Genomic DNA, 17,023 nt, shown 5'->3' with positions numbered 1-17,023 from the left:
GGCGTTCTGCTTTGTGCGCTAGAAGCCTGCCTGTCCGGTCTGCCCGTTACCTTTTCGCTTCGATCCGGCGCCGTCGCATGGACACAGCGACCAGTCCGGCGGCGAGAACTGTCAGCACGGCACCGCCCACGAGCCACAGACGGCCCGGCACCTGTGCAGGTGCCGGTAAGGCCGTGACGAGCGTCGGGGCGGCTGCGGGCGCGGACGGTGTGGTCGGCACCTGCGCAGGTGCGGCGGTGATTCCCGCGCACAGCCCGGTGACGCCGTCGCGGGAGTTCACGCGGTACCGGGTGCCGGTGCGGAAGTCGTAGCCGCAGCTCTCCTCCTGGCGGCCCACCCTCAGCCGGAGCGTGGCCCCTGCCCGGAGGCTGCCCTTCTCGACCGATTCCACCGCGAGCTGGACCCCGGTGTCCGTCACCTCGGTGATCGTGCCGACGACGATGAGGTCGGCACGCTCGTCCGCGCCGGTGCGCGCGCAACTGCACGCCCAGGCCGGCTCCGCCGGTGAGGCGACCACGACGAGGCCGAGGCTGAGGGCGGTCAGGGCGAGCAGGATCGCGGCGCGCAGCTTCACACCGATACCGACGCTCGGACGGCCCCGGTGGTTCCATCTGCCGGGTGCGTCGCGACGGAGGCACCGCGGTGTGGAGCGGGCACTCGCGCGACGCGTCCCGCGTCTACGGTGAGCGGGCCCGCCGAGTGGCGGACAGGATGCCACCGGAAGGCCACGTGTGCGTGCGCTGCGTACGGCTCTGACGCCGGTCCTCGTACTGGCCGTGATCTTGCTCAGCGGGTGTGGCCGGGTCTCGGGGCTCCTGGACCGAGTCTCCCTGTTCCATCCGGTCTGGGCCGCCGACGGCTGGGTCTACTACCTGCGGGAGGTGACCTCGACCTCGGGCTCGGGAGTAGCCGAGGTGTGGCGGCAGCGACCCGATGGGAGCGCCGAGGAACCCGTTCTCAAGCGCGCGCCAGCGGTATCCACCTGCGAAGCGGGCTTGTTCAGCTTCCTGTTCGCCGGCCCCGGCGGCGACCTCGGGGTGGCCCTCGAATGCGGCTGGGACGAAACCGAGCTGCTCAGCTACTCGCCGGCCGACAAGACGTTCGAGCCTCTGGCATCGACGCGTTTCCTCGCCGAAGCCGCACTCGTGAACCGTGGCGGCGGGGGATATGTGGAGGCGCCCCGGGAGTGCGGTCCGGGGGGAGTCCAGCTGCTCGCCGACGGGAAGGCGTACGAGTTCGGCTCTCCGGTGACGGTGGGCGGAGTGACCTTCAACCTGAGCGGCGGTGACACGGATTGCGAGTCGACGGTGCTGGCGCGGTCGCCTGCGGCGCTGGGTGAACGGCTGTTCTTCATCACCGCACCCGACTCCCTCGGCAGGTTGCCGCTGCCGCCCGAGGTGAGTCCGGACGATCTCACCTGGCACCTGACGGAGTGGGCCGTCGGATCGGCCACAGCCAGGTTCATCACGGAGCTTCCCGGCCTCGCCGACCTGGCGGTGTCGCCGGACGGCCGGTCGGTGATCGCCGCCGTCGCGTCGGACCACGTGGGCGGGGTCTGGTCGGTCGACGTCCGCACCGGGAAGAAGACGAGGATCGCCGGCGGCGCCCGCGCCTACCACCCGAGCTTCTCGCCGGACGGGAAGCGGTTCGTCTACGTCGAAAAGCTCGAACGGCTGAAATTCGCCGAGGCACGGTAGCCGCCGGCGCACGAAAGAGGTCCCCACCGGCGTGCAGGCCGGTGGGGACCTCGTGGCATCCGGCTCAGACAGCGGCGGGCTGCGCCGCCGTGTCCGAGGCGCAGCAGGCGCTCTCGGTCGCCTTCGCCAGCTGCGGCGAGTCGGCCTTGACCGTGTAGACCTCCCACGGCTCGTCGCCGGGGCCGCGTACCCAGACCTTGTCCTGGAGCGCGTAGCAGCACTCGGTGTCGTTCTCCTCCAGCGTGATCAGGCCGGACTCGGTGAGGCGGTTGGTCGCGGCGTTGACCTCCTCGGTGGTGGACACCTCGACCCCGAGGTGGTCCATCACCGTCGGCAGGCCGGGCTCACCTTCGAGGAGTACGAGCTTCAGCGGCGGGTTCTCCACCGCGAAGTTGGCGTAGCCGGGGCGGCGCTTGGCCGGCTCGACGCCGAACAGCTTGCTGTAGAAGGCCACGGAGCCTTCGAGGTCGGACACGCGCAGGGCGAGCTGGACGCGGGACATGGGAACCCCCTGTCTAGATGTTCATCGAAGCAGTCTCCACCCTGCCTCTTGATTCGAAGTCTGTCAACCTAGAGAAATGTCGAAACAGGCGCCGATGTTCGAGACCCCTCGACCTCTTGCGCGAATAGGTTTGCGATGCAAACCTATTTGGGTCACAGCGCTACGGCTGCCGGGAGGAACCATGCCGTCCGAGTCACCCCGCGAGGACAATGCCCAGGAACTGCTCGCCTCGATGACCACCCTCCGCCGGCAGGCGCGGGCGGCCCGTCAGGCGTACTGGCTTCCGCTCCTGCTCTTCGGGGTGCTCATCGCGGCGGCCGCGCCGCTGTACGTGGAGTCGGCGGAGCCACCCGCGCTGCGCGCCGGGTCCGACGGTCCTGTCCTGACCGGTCTCGGCGGCGGCTTCCTGGAGAAGTCGACCGCTCTGGGCTGGTACTGGCTGGCCGCGCTCGTCGGCGGCTACCTGGCCGGCCTGGCCTGGTACCGCTGGCACGGCCGGCGAGCGGGCGTTCAGACCCCGACCCGTGCGTACGTCATCGCCGGCATCGCGGGCACACTCGTCGGCCTCGCCCTTCCGGTCGTCCTGGAGTTCCTGCTGTTCAACACCAGCGCACCCGTGTCGGGCGGCACCAGTTGGCTGACCGGTCCGCTGCTCGGCCTCGCCAACCGGGGCATGCTGCCGCACCTCGTGATCGCCGTGGGCCTGGCGGTCCTCGCCCACCTCGAACGCAGCCGTAGCCTGTGGGTCGTGGTCGGGCTCTACACCGTCGTGCTCGTCGCCGTGAACGCCTGGTTCCAGGTCTCCGACCTGCAACCGGGTGATCTGACCCGGTTCAGCTTCATGCTTGCGGCAATGCTCCCGGCACCGGTCCTGCTGATCGGCGGGGGTCTGACGCTCGCCGCCGCGAAGAAGCAGCACAATGGGTACGCGTGAGCACCGTGGACGACCCTCGCGCGGGCGGGCCATTCCCGACGAACGGTCTCGACGACACGGTCCACCAGCGGCACCGGCTCGGCATCCTGACCATCGCCGCCGAAGGCGAGCGGGTGGAGGTGGCCTATCTCCGGGAGGCCCTCGAACTCACCGCGGGCAACCTGTCCCGGCACCTCACCGTGCTGGAGGAGGCACGCCTGATCCAGGTGGAGAAGGGTTACCACGGCCGTCGTCCGCGGACGTGGATCCGGATCACCAGGGAGGGACGTCAGGCCCTGCAGTCCGAGATCGCCGCCCTCCAGGAACTCCTCCGCCGCCACCAGCAGGCCGCACAGCCCTCCACCTCGGCCGGTCCGGACGACTTCCCACCCGCGTGACGCCCTCCCCGGTCACCCGATCCCGGACGGACGGGCGGCGGGGCCGGCGGCGGGCGGTCAGGTCTTTGGGGGGCGGCGGTTCTGGGTGGGGCTGCCCTGGATCGCCTCCCAGACGCTCCGGCCGGCCTGCCGGAGTGCCTGTCCGGCCTGTCCCGCCAACTGAGCCGCCTCGGCGGCGGCGCTCGCCGGCTGGCCGGCCCCGCCCGGGCGCTCCGAACCGCGCTTCTTCTCGGTGGGACGTTCCGCCGACGGGCCCGCACCGGCGCCCTGCCCCGATCCGGCGGCACGCTCGGACTCCGTCCGCGCCGGGCGCCGGGGCGGCTCGGGTGCCTCGATCGGGCCGGACACCGCCGGAGCGGTGCGCTCGACCACCTCGCCGGCCGCGGCCACCGTACGACCGGTCTGGTCCACCACCGGCGCGGCGAGCCGGTGCACGTCGTCCAGGGTGACACCGGCCGAGCGGGCCAGCGCGTCGATCAGCTGCGGGTTCCGGTCGATCGTGGTCAGCGCCCGGTCCAGGATCTGCACCAGCTTCTCCAGCCGTACCTTGAGCAGCGCCTCGGCGCTCACCCCGGTGATGTCCAGCTCGACGCCCTCCAGGTGCACCCGGACTCCGGCGTCGAGCTGGAGCAGGTTGGCCAGCCGGGCGCGCAGCGACAGGTCGGCGTCGAGCCCGTCCACCGCGAGCCGGATCTCGTCGACTGTCAGCTCAGGCACGTCGAGCAGGACGTCCGGCTCCGACTCGGGACCGGCCGGCGAGCCGGTCAGTTCGTCACCGGGGTCCGGCACTGGTTCGGTGGCTCGGCTGTCGGTCATGCTCCCCGCTCTCCCATCGGTCCGATCGGCCGCGGTTACCCGCTTTCCGGTACGGCATCCGTCGCCCACCCCCACCTCGCGGACGCCCGCCCTGACCTCCCGGAAGCCCCGCCGGGGCACCTCCCGGAAGCGCCGTCGCGCCTTGCGCAGAGCGCCTGTCCCACCACTCAGCGCTGTCGGGAACCGGTGTTCCCGGTGTCCGGAAGCGGGCGGAACGGAAGCTGCACACCGAGACATGAGCCGGTATGGTCCGGACCTATGGGACAGGAGATGGCCGATCCGGATGAGGTCCGGCAGGAATCCGACCGCTTCTCCCTCCGCAGCAGCCTGCTCGTCCCGGCGTCCGCCGAGCGGGCGTACGCCGTCTTCACCGGCGCGCTCGCCGACTGGTGGGTGCGCGAATACACCTGGTCCGGCCCGGAGGCGCTCGCCGCGATCGGCATCGAGCCGCGGGCCGGCGGCATGCTCTACGAGATCGGCCCGTACGGCTTCCGCAACGACTGGGGCCGCGTGCTGACCTGGGATCCGCCCCGGCGCCTGGTGTTCACCTGGCAGATCGGCCCGGACCGGGTGCCGGTGCCGGATCCGGCGCGGGCCAGCGAGGTGGAGGTCCTGTTCCACGCCGGCGGTCCGGAGCGGACCCGGGTGGACGTCGAGCACCGCTACTTCGACAGGCACGGCACGGCGGCCGAGGGCTACCGCGAGGCGCTCACCGCGGGCTGGCACGAACTGCTCTGCCGCTACCTGGCGACCGTCGCCCGCACCAGCGCCTGACCCGCACCGACCGGACAGCAGCCCGTCAGCCGGCGATACCGGGCGCCGCGCCGGTCCCGGCCACGCCGGTGCCACCGAGGTCGGCCCGGCGGCCGGCGTCCGCGCCGGAACCGAAGCCACCGCCCGCCAGCCGCCGTCGCGGGGCCGTGCGCAACCGGGGGTACGCCTCGGCGACCCGGCGCTGGACCCGATCGGAGCGGTCGGCGAGCACCAGAGCCGTGGAGGTTCCACCCGACTCCGCCACCGCCTTGCTCTCGGCCGCGCGCAGTCGTTCCGCGACGACGTACGCGAACCCGGCCAGCCAGGTACGCCGGAACGCAGCCGGGTGCTCCCCGGCCGGTACGGCAGCACCGGCGAGCCCGTGCGCGGCCTGCACCAGCAGCGAGGTGAACAGCAGCTCGACCCGTTCCAGGTCGCTGGCGAAGCCGAACAGGTGCATGACGAAGCCGTTGCCCTGCCGGCGGCGTACGCATCGGCACCGCAGCGGTTCGGCGACCGCCGCGAGCAGGCCGGCCTTGTCCCGGGCGTACGGCGCGATCACGTCGACGGTCCGGTCACCGACCGGGTCGGCGGCCGGGTCACGGGCGGCGAGCAGCGCCCGGTCGACGCCGTAGCGGGCGATCAGCTCGGTGGCCTTGGCCATGAAGGCGGCCGACTCGGCGGGCGTGCAGGCCGGGTCCTCGGCCTGGGCGAGCAGCTTGCGCACCTTGCTGAGCATCGCCTCGGACATGCACCCAGAGCTACCACAGCCGGGGCGCCGGGCCGCGCGCCGGGCTCAGTCCGACCGGCTGCGCAGCGTGGCGATGGTCGACCCGGCGAGCGTGAGCAGGCAGTCGGGCAGCAGCCCGTCGGCGGCCGCCGCCCCGAACAGCGCCTCGCCGGTGTCCGCGTCGTCGTTGGCGCACGCGCTGACGAAGCGGGCCACCCAGCGGGTGTCGTAGTCGGCCTGGTCGATGCCGGGGAAGTCGAGGGCGGCGCCGCCGCCCGGGGTGTCGTCGCCGAGCATGGTGGCGGCGAGGCACCACGCCACTCCGTACGCCCCGGCGAGGCCGGAGCGGTCCACCACCGCGTCGAACGTGCCCACCACGCCGGCGCCGTCACCGGCGAGGGCGGAACGGAGCACGGCGGTCGCGTCGTCGAGCGTCTGCTGTGCTTCGTCGTTCACCCGCGGAACAGTATCGCCGGGGGTCAAGCCGTGACCCGGAAACGGCCCGTCGACCACGCAGAGTGATACCCGCAGTCGGGGTGCCGACGGAGCCGACTCCACAGTCCCGCATGCCGCGCGAGCACGCTAAGGTGCGCAGCGGACCTTCGCCGGAGGAAGGACGACCATGCTGAGAACACGCACGTCGCGCGCGGCCCTGTCCATGGCCTGCGCGGCGCTTCTGCTCGCCACGAGCGCCTGCGGGAGCGACGAGCCGGAGGAAACGCCTGCCACCCAGGTACGCCTCTACGGCACCGACGGCAACATGCTCAATTCGTACGCCGCGGAACTCAAGGACCGCGCGGACCTGGTGAACGGGATGAAGGGCACCACGCCCCTCACTCCGCTTGCCGAGAGCTTCAAGGAGCGACTACTCGCCGTAGACCCGAAGCTGGGTGACTTCCTCTACTCCGCCGAGTCGTACGACGCGGTGGTGATCAGCGCGCTGGCCGCCCAGCTCGCCGGCACCACCGCTCCGGCCGAGATCGCCAAGCAGATCGTCGGGGTGACCACCGGCGGTGAACGCTGCGACGACGTGACGGCCTGCCTCCAGCTCGCCCGCGCGGGCCGGGACATCGAGTACCGGGGCGTGTCGCTGACCCGCGCCGGGTTCACCGACACCGGCGAGCCGGCCACCGCGAGCTACGGCACCATGCACTTCGACAACCAGAAGATCGACGACAGCAAGACCGAGTTCGTCGGCGCCGGTGAGGAGTCGGGGGCGAGCACGAAGGCCCCGCCGCGCGGGCGCAAGCCGCGCGACGGCAAGGCGAAGGACGCCCCGCTGGTCCTCGGCGGGCTGCTGCCGAAGACCGGTGACCTGGCGCTGGCGAACCCGCCGCTGGCGGCCGGCGCGGCGCTCGCGATCCGTGAGGTCAACGCCGCAGGTGGTGTGCTCGGCGAGCCGGTGAAGTGGATCGAGGGCGACGACGGCACCAACCCGGAGGTCGCCAAGGCCACCGTCGCCTCGCACGTCAGCAAGGGCGTCCAGGTCATCATCGGCGCGGGCGGCTCCGGCATCTCCCGGGCCGTACTGCCGGACGTGGTGGCCGCCGGCCGGATCCTGTTCTCCCCGTCGAACACCGACGCGGGGCTGAGCGCTGTGGACGACAAGGGCCTCTACTTCCGTACCGCGCCGCCGGACAGCCTCCAGGGCCGCGCGCTGGCCGACGTGATGCTCCGGGACGGGCCGCGCAAGATCGCGATCCTGGCCCGTAAGGACTCGTACGGCGAGGGCCTCCAGGAGAACGTCCGCTCGGAGCTGGAGAAGGCCGGGATCGGCGCGGACCGGATCAAGCTGCTGACCTACGAGCCGCCGGCCGACCCGAAGACGCCTGTCGACTTCAGCGGCACCGCCAAGGAGATCAAGGCGTTCGGCCCGGAGGCGCTGCTGCTCATCGGCTTCGCCGAGTCAGCGCCGGCGATCACCGCGCTGGACGACGCGGGAGTCGACATCAAGCACTGACGCGTACCGACGCGAAGGGCCGCACCGGGGACACCGGTGCGGCCCTCGTCGTCTCTCCCGGGCTCAGCGGGGCCGGCGCCGGTCCAGGAACTCCGTCATCCGCCGGTGCTTCTCCTCGTCCTCGAAGAGCACCGCCTGGCTCAGCAGGTCCAGCTGCGGGTGCGCGGCCGCCGGGGCGTCCACCGCCATCTTGGTCAGCCGCAGCGCCAGCGCGGAGCCCTTCGCCATCTCGTCGAGCAGGCCGTGCGCGGTGGGCAGCAGCTCCGCCGGGTCGGCCACCACCCGGTTCACCAGCCCGATCCGCAGCGCCTCCTCGGCGTCCACCCGCCTGCCGGTGAACAGCAGTTCCTTGGCCCGGGCCTCACCGATCAACGCCGGCAGCCGGTAGGTCGCGCCCGCGCCGGCCAGGATGCCCAGCCGCACCTCGGGCTGGCCGAACACCGCTCGGTCCGTGCACACCCGGAGATCGCAGGCGTACGCCAGCTCGGCGCCGCCGCCCAGCGCCGGCCCGTCGACTGCGGCCACGGTGGGCATCGGCAGCGCCCGGATGCGGGCGAAGACGCCCTGGTTGATGGCGGCCAGCGCGTCCAGCCGGCCGCGCTCGCGGAGCTGGGCGATGTCGGCGCCCCCGGCGAAGATGCCCGCCGTCCCGCCGGTGAGCAGCAGCAGCCGGGGACGCGCCTCCAGGTCGGCGCAGACCGCGTGCAGCTCACCCACCAGGTCGGCGTCGATGGCGTTGCGCTTCTCCGGCCGGTCCAGCGTGACCACGAGCCGGTCCGGCAGCTCCTCGATCCGCAGCCCGCTCATTGCTTCACGCCGTCCTTCCACGTGTAGAAGCCCTGCCCCGACTTCTTGCCCAGCTTCCCGGCGGCCACCATCTCGACGAGCAGCGGCGGCGGCGCGAAGCGGTCCCCGTACGCGGCCTGGAGCGTGCGCGCGATGTCGAGCCGCACGTCCAGGCCGACCAGGTCGGTCAGCTCCAGCGGGCCGATCGGGTGCCGGTAGCCGAGCACCATCGCCTTGTCGATGTCGGCCGGGCTCGCCACCTCGTCGGCCACCATCCGGATCGCCTCCAGGCCGAGCGTGACGCCCAGCCGGGAGGTGGCGAAGCCGGGCATGTCGCGTACGACGACGGGGTCCTTGCCCAGCCGGGCGGCGAGCGCGACGGCCGCCTCGGTCGTCTCCGGCGCGGTGGCCGGGCCGACCACGACCTCGAGCAGCGCCATCGCCCACACCGGGTTGAAGAAGTGCAACCCGACGAAGTCGGCGGGGCGGTCCAGCCCGGCGGCCAGTTCGGCGATCGGGATGCTGGAGGTGTTGCTGCCCAGCAGCGCCGGCCGGCGGCTCTCCGCCTCGCGCAGGACGGCACGCTTGAGGTCGAGCCGCTCGGGCACCGCCTCCACGATCACGTCGGCGCCCTCGGCCACCTCGGCGAGCCCGGCCCGGAGCGTGACGCGCTCACGGTTGGCGGTGGCGGCCTCCTCTGTCAGCTTGCCGCGCTGCACGCCCCGGTCCCACAGTTCGCCGAGCCGGCGCAGGGCCTCGGCGCCCCGGGCGGGGTCGACCTCGACCAGCTCGACCGCGTACCCGGCGCCGGCCGCCACGTACGCGATGCCGAGGCCCATGGTGCCGGCCCCGACGACCACAAAACGACCACTCATCGACGTCCCCTCGCCGCGGCGGGGGCGCGCGGGGTCTCCGCCGCCGGGCCCGTCCGCTCGCTCGTTCCTGCATGCGACCCTATGCATGGCCGGGCCGCCGGGATGCGTGGGGGCGGAGCGGACGGGGTAAGGACGGCCCTCAACGCCGAAGGAAGGAACGAGATGAGCCAGGCACCGGAGAGCGCGGAGAGCACCGAGACGGTCGAGACCCGCGGCGACGAGCGGGTGGACCTGCTCCGTGCGGACACCAACAACGACGGCAAGACCGACGTGTGGGTGGTGGACACCGACGGCGACGGCAAGGCCGACCTGTTCCAGTTCGACACCGACGGTGACGGCAAGGTGGACATCACCATGGTGGACATCGACGAGGACGGCACGCCGGACGAGGTGGTCGACGGCGACGGCGGGCTGCCCCCGGAGCAGACCACCCCCACCGTCCAGGTCTGAGCACGTAAGGAAGGGCCCCTTCTTAACGCCTAGGCGCTTGAAAGGGGCCCTTCCTAACGCCGCAGCTCCAAGGTGGCGAGGTAGTAGGGGTGGTCGGTGTCGTCCACGTCGGTCAGTCGCCACTGTGAGCCGTGGACCAGCTCGGCGAACTCCTCGGGCGAGCAGACCAGGTAGTCGAACCAGTCGGTGCCGAGCAGCCGGTAGCGCAGCCGCAGCCGTAGTTGCCCGCCGATCCGGCCCCGCCGGCGGTTGCGCTCGTGGTAGGCGGTGTGCACCGGGTCGGTGGTCCCGTACGGGTCGGTGCCGTGGGCGATCACCCGGGCGCCGGGACGGGCCAGCGCGGCGAGCGCCGCCAGCATCGCCGGGGCGCGTTCCCGCCCCTCGAACAGTCCCAGGTTGTTGCCGAGCAGCAGGAACGTGTCGTACCGGCGGCCGTCGGCGGCGTGCTCGTCGACTGTGCCGTGCACCAGGTCGCGTACGCCCCGGTGCCGGCTGACCCGCAGCGCCCCGAGCGAGGTGTCCAGTCCGGTGACCGGTACGCCCCGGTCCTGGAGGTGCAGCGCGATCCGGCCGGCGCCGACGCCGACGTCGAGCACGTGCCCGCGTACCCGGTCCACGGCCCGGTGGTCGTGCGGCTGCCACCGCTGCGGCGGGTCCAGGTAGTGCTCGGCGGGCGCGCCGTTGACCAGCCCGTCGTCGCGCTCGATGATCTCGATGACCGGGCGGGGCAGGCGACCGCCGGCCATCGGGCGCGGTCCGATCCCGGTGGCGACCGCGTACGCGTCGCGGATCATCTCGCCGAACACGTCGCCGATCTCGGGTTCCCCGGTCATGCCCGCAACGCTATCCGGGGGTCGGCGGCGCCGTCGCCGCCGTATCCTTGGCGGCGTGACCGACCTGGACCGCCTGGCGGCGGAGAAGTACGTCCTGCTCACCACGTTCCGCAAGGACGGCCGGGCGGTGCCGACTCCGGTGTGGGCGGTACGCGACGGCGACGGGCTGGCGGTGTGGACGGTGGCCGACTCCGGCAAGGTGAAGCGCATCCGGCGCGACGGCCGGGTGACGGTGGCCCCGTGCGACGTGCGCGGCCGGCCGCACGGCGAGGCGGTGCCGGGTCACGCGACGATCGCCGACCCGGAGAGCACGAACCGGGTCCGAGGGCTGCTCAAGCGGAAGTACCGGCTGATCGGGCGGCTGAGCCTGCTGGGCAGCCGGCTGCGCCGGGGTGAGCGCGGCACTGTGGGGCTGCGGATCGTGCTGGACGGTCCGGGGCGCGACTGAGCCCGGACACGATAAAGGGCGGCGCCGCGACGGCACCGCCCTTGATCGGAACGCCGGAGAACGCCGGTTCGTCAGTCTCCCTGGCGCTGCTGGGGGATCTGCCCCTGCAGCAGGGCCCGAACCTCCGACTCGCGGTAGCGGCGATGGCCGCCCAGGGTCCGGATGGCACTGAGCTTGCCAGCCTTGGCCCACCGGGTCACCGTCTTCGGGTCGACACGGAACATCGACGCCACCTCGGCCGGTGTGAGTAGCGGCTCAGGTTCGTGCGTTCGCGATGCCATCGGGGTCACTCCTCCACATGTATAGACATCGGCCGGGGTCCCGCCGGCCGACGCGTCTCCCATGGTCCGGCTAGTCCCCGATGTCCGACATGGGCCGAACGGCTGAAGGTCCCTAGACGGACGGATGAAGCATGCCCGATTTTTACGACTTTTATGCCGCAGAAACTACCTTATTCGGACTCATGATCACGGTTCGTGACGCATCAACTACGAGACACTCTCGTGTCCAAGGCCACTTAGCAGGGCAAACCGGGCGTCAGTTGCACCGTTCGAGCAGCTGCACCGCGCGCCAGCGGGCGACCAGCTTGTCGTACGCAGCGGACGCCTCCTCGGCCTCGCCCCGGCCCAGTCCGGACAGTCCGGTGGCCACCAGCTCGGTCGAGTCGTCGGCTTCGAGCGTCTCGTCCGGCAGCAGTTGCACCAGGCCGCCGTAGTCCAGCTCGACCACCGAGCGCGGGTGGAACTCCTCCAGCCACCGGGCCGCCTCCTCGACCGCCTCGGTGATGGGCGCCTCGCCGATCGACTTGCGCAGCACCGACAGCGCCCGGGACGCCCGGCGGCGCGCCTTGGAGATCTCGGTGCGGTAGCGCAGCGCCCGCCGCTCCGGCTCGGTGACCAGGTGCCGCTCGCCGGCCTCGAACAGCACGAACCAGCGCAGGGGCACGCCCCAGGTGGCGATCTGCTCGTGCACCCGGGGCACCCCGTGCTCCAGCACCCGGGCGCCGCTGCGCCAGTCCTCCACCACGGCCTTGGCCTGCCCGGCGAGCACCGGCGGCACGAACGCGTCGGCCAGCACCGAAGGCACGCCGTCGCGGGCGCTCAGCGCCGCCTCGGCGACCCGGATACGCAGGTTCCAGGGGCAGACCAGCAGCGCGTCGTCGGACTCCAGGACGTACGCCTCGTCGGGCAGGTCGGGCAGCCGGGTCCAGCCGGCGCCGAGCGCCTCGATCACCGCCGTCCGCTGCCGTACCGGCCCCTCCAGCGGGGCGATCGCGCGGCCCTCGCTGACGTACCGGCGCCAGTACGACTGCCGGTCCCGGTCGAAGGCGGTCAGCGGCTCGTACACGCGCAGGTATGAAGCGAAGAGCGACGGCACGGCGCGATCCTCCCACGAGACGGGACCGCCCGTCGCCGCCCTCGGGCCCGTGGCGTGACATGCGCGACAGTACGGTTCGGGCCGATATTAGGCTCAACGACACCGGCAGCATCCCGCCGGCGTGCCACCCGGGTTCCGCGCCCCACAAGGGCGCACACCGACACAGGAGTCAGCCATGGGCGTATTCGCCAGTACCGACGACCCCGTCTCCACGGGGCATGAGCAGGTCGTGTTCTGCCAGGACAAGCAGTCCGGCCTGAAGGCGATCATCGGGATCTACTCGACCGCGCTGGGCCCCGCGCTCGGCGGCACCCGGTTCTACCCGTACGCCAGCGAGGCCGAGGCCCTCGCCGACGTGCTCGACCTCTCCCGCGGCATGGCCTACAAGAACGCCCTGGCGAACCTCGACCTCGGTGGCGGCAAGGCGGTCATCTGGGGTGACCCCGAGCAGATCAAGAGCGAGGCGCTGCTGCGGGCGTACGGCCGCTTCGTCGAGTCGCTGAACGGCCGCTACTACACCGCCTGCGACGTGGGCACCTACGTGGCGGACATGGACGTGATCGCCCGGGAGACCCGCTACGTGACCGGCCGCAGCGTGGAGCACGGCGGCGCGGGCGACTCCTCGATCCTCACCGCCTGGGGCGTGTTCCAGGGCATGCGGGCCGCCGCCGAGCACGTCTGGGGCAGCCCGACGCTGGCCGGCCGCCGGGTCGGCGTGGCCGGGCTGGGCAAGGTCGGCAAGTACCTGACCGCCCACCTGCTCGACGACGGCGCCGAGGTCGTGGCGACCGACGTCAGCCCGCGCGCCCGGGAGTGGGCGCGCACCACCCACCCGCAGGTCACCCTGGTCGACGACACCGAGGCGCTGGTCACCTCCGACATCGACGTGTACGCCCCGTGCGCGCTCGGCGGCGCGCTGAACGACGACACCGTGCCGGTGCTGCGGGCGAAGGTGGTCACCGGGGCGGCGAACAACCAGCTCGCCCACCCGGGCATCGAGAAGGTGCTCGCGGACCGGGGCATCCTCTACACGCCGGACTACGTGGTGAACGCCGGTGGCGTGATCCAGGTGGCAGACGAGATCGAGGGCTTCAACTTCGACCGGGCCAAGCTGCGGGCGACCCGGATCTTCGACACCACCCGGCAGATCCTCCAGCTCGCCGACGACGAGGGCGTGCCGCCGGCGGTCGCCGCGGACCGGCTCGCCGAGCGGCGGATGGCCGAGGTCGGCCGGCTGCGCACGATCCATCTGCGGTGAAGCTCACCTCCGGGGGCGGGGCTGCGCTCCACCCCCGGAGGCGGTGCGCGTTAAGTTGATTCTCGGGCTCGTTAGTACCGGTATGTCCGGTGTCACGGCCAGCCCCGGGGCTTACCCCTTACCCGGTACACTTTGTGACGGCTGGACCACTGCGACGCGCAGGTCCGGTCGACGGTGACCCGAGGTGCCGAACGATGGCATCCCCATGTACCGTAAGAGCCACGAGAGATGCCTGACGTCATCGGGGCCCGCCTTCGGGCTGCCCCGCATTCTGTGCGAGGGGGTCGAGCCATGGGGCGCGGCCGTGCTAAGGCCAAGCAGACGAAGGTGGCCCGGGAGTTGAAGTACCACTCCCCGAACACCGACCTAACCGCCTTGCAGCGCGAACTGGCGGGTAGTGGAAAGTCTGAGCACAACTTCGACGACGACTACAAAGAGTATGTCGACGACGATGACGAGGACCACGCGGACGACGACCCGGACACCTGGGCTCGTCCGACCCGCTGACCTCCGGTCACATCTGAGCACGCGGTAACCCCCGCGTGCTCACGCATGTGCTCTGCTGAGCCGGCGTACGACCGACGATCAGGGACCTGCCGGCGCTCCGAGGCGCCCGCTCCGACGCGCCGGCAGGTCCTTGATCGCGGAACCGTTCCCTCAGCGTGGCCGGTTGTTCCAGTTGTAGAACGTCGGGATGTTCTCGAAGTGGTTCCACGCGCACACCGCGTCGGCGCCGTCGCCGCCCGACACCTCCGCCCGCAGCAGCCGCGCCGCCTCCGCCTCCCGAAGCAGAGCGGTAAGCCCCGCAGCGGCGTCCCGCACCCGGTCGGCGACCGCCTCCCGGTCGGTGTCACTGATGGTCTCGGGCATGCTCCAACACTCCCTCCAGTAGGCGGATCTTGCTGTTACGGCAGTGCTCGGTCTCCGTACCGTCGAAACGCCCCAGCTCGAAGTAGCGGTTGGCGGCGTGCCCGCCGCCACAGAACCCGAAGTACGCGCAGGACGCCCGGCACGCCTCCACGCCGGTGAGGAACTCGCCCACCCACGGCGTACCGGCCGCGCCCGCGAGGATGTCGCCCAGCGGCGTGGTCAGCACGTTCCCGCTGGCGAAGTCGCCGTACCGGGGGTCGGTGAAGCCGGCCAGCTCCGGCGAGAGCACCACCACCGAGCCGTCGTGCCCGACCGTCGGGATCGGGTCGAGGCTCCGGGGCAGCAGGTCGTCGGCGGTGCCGGCCAGGACCGCGCCCGCGTACCGCAGCGACCACTCCACCTCACGCAGGTGGATCCGGGGATCCCGGCGCCAGGCCGCCACCAGTTCCGCCCAGAACCCGGTGACCGCGCCCGCGTCGCGCGCGTTCGTCCGGGTGTTGACGCCCTCGGTCTCCTCGATGTTGACGCCGAGCACGTCGCAGCCCAGGTCGAGGAAGTAGTCGTACAGCTCGGTCGCCAGGCCCGGTTCCGGCCGCGAGACCACCGCGAGCGCCGAGAACGGCAGGCCGTGGCGGCGCAGCGCCGCCACACCCGCCACGATCCGGTCGTACGCGGGCCGCCCGCCCCGGGTGACCCGCTCGCCGTTGCGCGCCCGCGGCCCGTCCACGCTGATGCTGACCCGCACCCGGTGCTCGGCGAAGAACGCGCACCAGGCGTCGTCGATCAGGGTGGCGTTCGTCTGCACGTGGTGCTCGACGTCGGGCCCGAACGGCGCCAGCAGCGCGGCCAGGTGCTCCCGGCCCGCAGCGAGCGGCTCCCCACCGTGCCAGACCACGGAGAATCGACCGCCCGCCGCCCACGGGTTCACCGACGCCGCCACCGCCTCGGCGACGGCCACCGGCATCCGCCTGTCGACCGCCCGGAAGGGGAGGTAGCAGTAGGCGCAGTCGAGGTTGCACAGCGTCGTCGGCTGCATCACCACGTACGACGGGACGGCAGAGATGCCCCGCATCCCTCCGGGCGTGCGCGCAGCCATCAGCACCTCCCCCGCCTGCCTGAAAACCGAACCTCCAGGCTAGGCCGCGGCGACCGCTCGGGTGAACCCCCGATAAAGTGCCCGGCCGATCGGCGCAGGGTGATCAGCCTCGGGTGTGCTGTCCGACCATCTGCACGTTGCCGGACCCCTCGATGATCTCGCCGGCCTGCCAGGCGTCCACACCCCGGCCGGTCAGGGTGGCCAGCGCGCGGTCGGCGTCCTCGGCGGAGACGATCGCGAACATGCCGACGCCCATGTTGAAGGTCGCCTCCATCTCCGGGTCCTCGATCCGGCCCTTGGACTGGATCAGGTCGAAGATCGGCTGCGGCTTCCAGGTGGAGCGGTTCACCACGGCGTCGACGTGCTCGGGCAGCACCCGGACCAGATTGCCGGGGATGCCGCCGCCGGTGACGTGGGCCAGCGCCCGCACCTCGGCCTCGGCGATCAGCTTGAGGCAGTCCTGTGCGTAGATCTTGGTCGGGGTGAGCAGCTCCTCGCCGAGCGTCCGCTGACGGCCGAAGTCGTCGATCACCACGTCCAGCCGCATCCGGCCGGCGCCGAGCAGCACGTGCCGGACCAGGGAGTAGCCGTTGGAGTGCAGGCCGGACGAGCGCATGGCGATCACCACGTCGCCCACCTCGACGCGCTCGGGGCTGAGGATCTCGCTCTCCTCCACCACGCCGACGCCGGTGGCCGAGATGTCGTACTCGTCGGGGCGCAGCACGCCCGGGTGCTCGGCGGTCTCGCCACCCAGCAGCGCGCAGCCGGCGTACCGGCAGCCGTCCGCGATGCCCGCGCCGATCTCGGCGACCTTGTCCGGCACGACCTCGCCGGTGGCGATGTAGTCGAGCAGGAACAGCGGCTCGGCGCCGCAGGCCACCAGGTCGTCGACGACCATGGCGACCAGGTCGATGCCGACCGTGTCGTGGATGTCGAGCTGCTGGGCGATCACCAGCTTGGTGCCCACGCCGTCGGTCGAGGAGGCCAGGATCGGGTTCTTGTACTTCTTCGTGTCCAGCCGGAACAGGCCGGCGAAGCCGCCCAGGTCACCCATGACCTCGGGGCGCCGGGTCTCCTTGACCTTCGACTTGAGCAGCTCGACCGCGCGGTCGCCCGCCTCGATCGACACCCCGGCGTCGGCGTACGAGACCGAGCGTTTGCGCTGCGTCCGGCCGGAACCCGCCGACCAGGGCTGGCGGTCGCCGCCGGCGCCCGTCGGGCTGGATCCTGCGCCGCTGCGCTCGGACACGTGCGTCACGGT

Annotated in this window: 22 protein-coding genes; 9 read left to right on the top strand and 13 right to left on the bottom strand. The window is 72.0% G+C overall.

The window, feature by feature from the left end; all coding sequences use genetic code 11:
* Window positions 1-46 precede the first annotated feature (46 nt).
* Window positions 47-574: a hypothetical protein gene (locus tag ML5_RS01130; protein WP_013473454.1), complete on the bottom strand. Its 528-nt coding sequence runs from the start codon at window positions 572-574 to the stop codon at window positions 47-49.
* Between the two features lie 157 nt (window positions 575-731).
* Between ML5_RS01130 and ML5_RS01125 the strand changes: the two genes are divergently transcribed.
* Window positions 732-1,697 (top strand): PD40 domain-containing protein, encoded by a 966-nt coding sequence (locus ML5_RS01125; RefSeq protein ID WP_013473453.1) that lies wholly within the window; start codon window positions 732-734, stop codon window positions 1,695-1,697.
* A gap of 64 nt (window positions 1,698-1,761) precedes the next feature.
* On the opposite strand, the gene ML5_RS01120 is transcribed toward ML5_RS01125, so the two are convergent.
* The gene (locus ML5_RS01120) at window positions 1,762-2,199 is read right to left on the bottom strand and encodes an ArsI/CadI family heavy metal resistance metalloenzyme (protein WP_013473452.1); all 438 of its coding nucleotides are present in this window, start codon (window positions 2,197-2,199) and stop codon (window positions 1,762-1,764) included.
* 181 nt (window positions 2,200-2,380) lie between these two features.
* On the opposite strand from ML5_RS01120, the gene ML5_RS01115 reads away from it, so the two are divergent.
* Window positions 2,381-3,133: a hypothetical protein gene (locus ML5_RS01115; RefSeq protein WP_013473451.1), complete on the top strand. Its 753-nt coding sequence runs from the start codon at window positions 2,381-2,383 to the stop codon at window positions 3,131-3,133.
* Entirely contained in the window at window positions 3,130-3,510 is a 381-nt protein-coding gene (locus tag ML5_RS01110; protein ID WP_013283442.1) for a transcriptional regulator, read from the top strand. Before ML5_RS01115 ends, ML5_RS01110 begins: the two co-directional genes overlap by 4 nt.
* Window positions 3,511-3,567: 57 nt before the next feature.
* Here the strand turns inward: ML5_RS01110 and ML5_RS01105 are convergent, their stop codons facing one another.
* The gene (locus ML5_RS01105) at window positions 3,568-4,326 is read right to left on the bottom strand and encodes a hypothetical protein (RefSeq protein ID WP_013473450.1); all 759 of its coding nucleotides are present in this window, start codon (window positions 4,324-4,326) and stop codon (window positions 3,568-3,570) included.
* Window positions 4,327-4,584: 258 nt separating this feature from the next.
* Here ML5_RS01105 and ML5_RS01100 point away from each other — a divergent pair, with 258 nt between their 5' ends.
* Window positions 4,585-5,100 (top strand): SRPBCC family protein, encoded by a 516-nt coding sequence (locus tag ML5_RS01100; RefSeq protein WP_041784039.1) that lies wholly within the window; start codon window positions 4,585-4,587, stop codon window positions 5,098-5,100.
* A gap of 25 nt (window positions 5,101-5,125) precedes the next feature.
* Here the strand turns inward: ML5_RS01100 and ML5_RS01095 are convergent, their stop codons facing one another.
* Window positions 5,126-5,830 (bottom strand): DUF2786 domain-containing protein, encoded by a 705-nt coding sequence (locus ML5_RS01095; RefSeq protein ID WP_013473449.1) that lies wholly within the window; start codon window positions 5,828-5,830, stop codon window positions 5,126-5,128.
* Window positions 5,831-5,875: 45 nt separating this feature from the next.
* Window positions 5,876-6,265, bottom strand: coding sequence for a hypothetical protein (locus ML5_RS01090; RefSeq protein ID WP_013283438.1), 390 nt, complete (start codon window positions 6,263-6,265; stop codon window positions 5,876-5,878).
* A 166-nt stretch (window positions 6,266-6,431) separates the two neighbouring features.
* On the opposite strand from ML5_RS01090, the gene ML5_RS01085 reads away from it, so the two are divergent.
* Window positions 6,432-7,769, top strand: coding sequence for an ABC transporter substrate-binding protein (locus ML5_RS01085; RefSeq protein WP_013283437.1), 1,338 nt, complete (start codon window positions 6,432-6,434; stop codon window positions 7,767-7,769).
* Window positions 7,770-7,832: 63 nt separating this feature from the next.
* Here the strand turns inward: ML5_RS01085 and ML5_RS01080 are convergent, their stop codons facing one another.
* Window positions 7,833-8,576, bottom strand: a complete 744-nt coding sequence (locus tag ML5_RS01080; RefSeq protein ID WP_013473448.1) for an enoyl-CoA hydratase/isomerase family protein — start codon at window positions 8,574-8,576, stop codon at window positions 7,833-7,835.
* Window positions 8,573-9,430, bottom strand: coding sequence for a 3-hydroxyacyl-CoA dehydrogenase family protein (locus tag ML5_RS01075; protein WP_013473447.1), 858 nt, complete (start codon window positions 9,428-9,430; stop codon window positions 8,573-8,575). Before ML5_RS01075 ends, ML5_RS01080 begins: the two co-directional genes overlap by 4 nt.
* A gap of 162 nt (window positions 9,431-9,592) precedes the next feature.
* Between ML5_RS01075 and ML5_RS01070 the strand changes: the two genes are divergently transcribed.
* The gene (locus ML5_RS01070) at window positions 9,593-9,880 is read left to right on the top strand and encodes a hypothetical protein (protein ID WP_013283434.1); all 288 of its coding nucleotides are present in this window, start codon (window positions 9,593-9,595) and stop codon (window positions 9,878-9,880) included.
* Between the two features lie 53 nt (window positions 9,881-9,933).
* Here the strand turns inward: ML5_RS01070 and ML5_RS01065 are convergent, their stop codons facing one another.
* Entirely contained in the window at window positions 9,934-10,713 is a 780-nt protein-coding gene (locus ML5_RS01065; protein WP_013283433.1) for a bifunctional 2-polyprenyl-6-hydroxyphenol methylase/3-demethylubiquinol 3-O-methyltransferase UbiG, read from the bottom strand.
* 55 nt (window positions 10,714-10,768) lie between these two features.
* Here ML5_RS01065 and ML5_RS01060 point away from each other — a divergent pair, with 55 nt between their 5' ends.
* Complete coding sequence (locus ML5_RS01060; RefSeq protein WP_013283432.1) at window positions 10,769-11,161, top strand: PPOX class F420-dependent oxidoreductase; 393 nt, start codon at window positions 10,769-10,771, stop codon at window positions 11,159-11,161.
* A gap of 71 nt (window positions 11,162-11,232) precedes the next feature.
* Here ML5_RS01060 and ML5_RS01055 read toward each other — a convergent pair whose 3' ends face one another.
* Window positions 11,233-11,442, bottom strand: coding sequence for a BldC family transcriptional regulator (locus tag ML5_RS01055; protein ID WP_007073996.1), 210 nt, complete (start codon window positions 11,440-11,442; stop codon window positions 11,233-11,235).
* A gap of 256 nt (window positions 11,443-11,698) precedes the next feature.
* Window positions 11,699-12,538 (bottom strand): hypothetical protein, encoded by an 840-nt coding sequence (locus ML5_RS01050; protein ID WP_013283431.1) that lies wholly within the window; start codon window positions 12,536-12,538, stop codon window positions 11,699-11,701.
* Window positions 12,539-12,713: 175 nt separating this feature from the next.
* On the opposite strand from ML5_RS01050, the gene ML5_RS01045 reads away from it, so the two are divergent.
* Both ML5_RS01045 and ML5_RS01040 read left to right on the top strand, forming a co-directional pair.
* Window positions 12,714-13,796, top strand: a complete 1,083-nt coding sequence (locus ML5_RS01045; protein ID WP_013473446.1) for a Glu/Leu/Phe/Val dehydrogenase — start codon at window positions 12,714-12,716, stop codon at window positions 13,794-13,796.
* A 291-nt stretch (window positions 13,797-14,087) separates the two neighbouring features.
* Window positions 14,088-14,303, top strand: coding sequence for a DUF3073 domain-containing protein (locus ML5_RS01040; protein ID WP_013283429.1), 216 nt, complete (start codon window positions 14,088-14,090; stop codon window positions 14,301-14,303).
* 150 nt (window positions 14,304-14,453) lie between these two features.
* Here the strand turns inward: ML5_RS01040 and amcA are convergent, their stop codons facing one another.
* From amcA to purM, 3 genes are all read right to left on the bottom strand, one after another.
* Entirely contained in the window at window positions 14,454-14,666 is a 213-nt protein-coding gene (gene amcA / locus ML5_RS01035) for a multiple cyclophane-containing RiPP AmcA (protein WP_013283428.1), read from the bottom strand.
* On the bottom strand, window positions 14,647-15,738 hold the full coding sequence (gene amcB / locus ML5_RS01030; RefSeq protein WP_201766729.1) for a cyclophane-forming radical SAM peptide maturase AmcB: 1,092 nt from the start codon (window positions 15,736-15,738) through the stop codon (window positions 14,647-14,649). Before amcB ends, amcA begins: the two co-directional genes overlap by 20 nt.
* A 127-nt stretch (window positions 15,739-15,865) precedes the next feature.
* Window positions 15,866-17,020, bottom strand: a complete 1,155-nt coding sequence (gene purM, locus ML5_RS01025) for a phosphoribosylformylglycinamidine cyclo-ligase (RefSeq protein WP_013283426.1) — start codon at window positions 17,018-17,020, stop codon at window positions 15,866-15,868.
* Window positions 17,021-17,023: the final 3 nt, after the last annotated feature.

It is taken from the genome of Micromonospora sp. L5, from assembly GCF_000177655.2.
Lineage (GTDB): Bacteria > Actinomycetota > Actinomycetes > Mycobacteriales > Micromonosporaceae > Micromonospora > Micromonospora aurantiaca.
The sequence above is the reverse complement of the archived record's forward strand: the minus strand, read 5'-3'. Positions and strand labels throughout refer to the sequence as shown.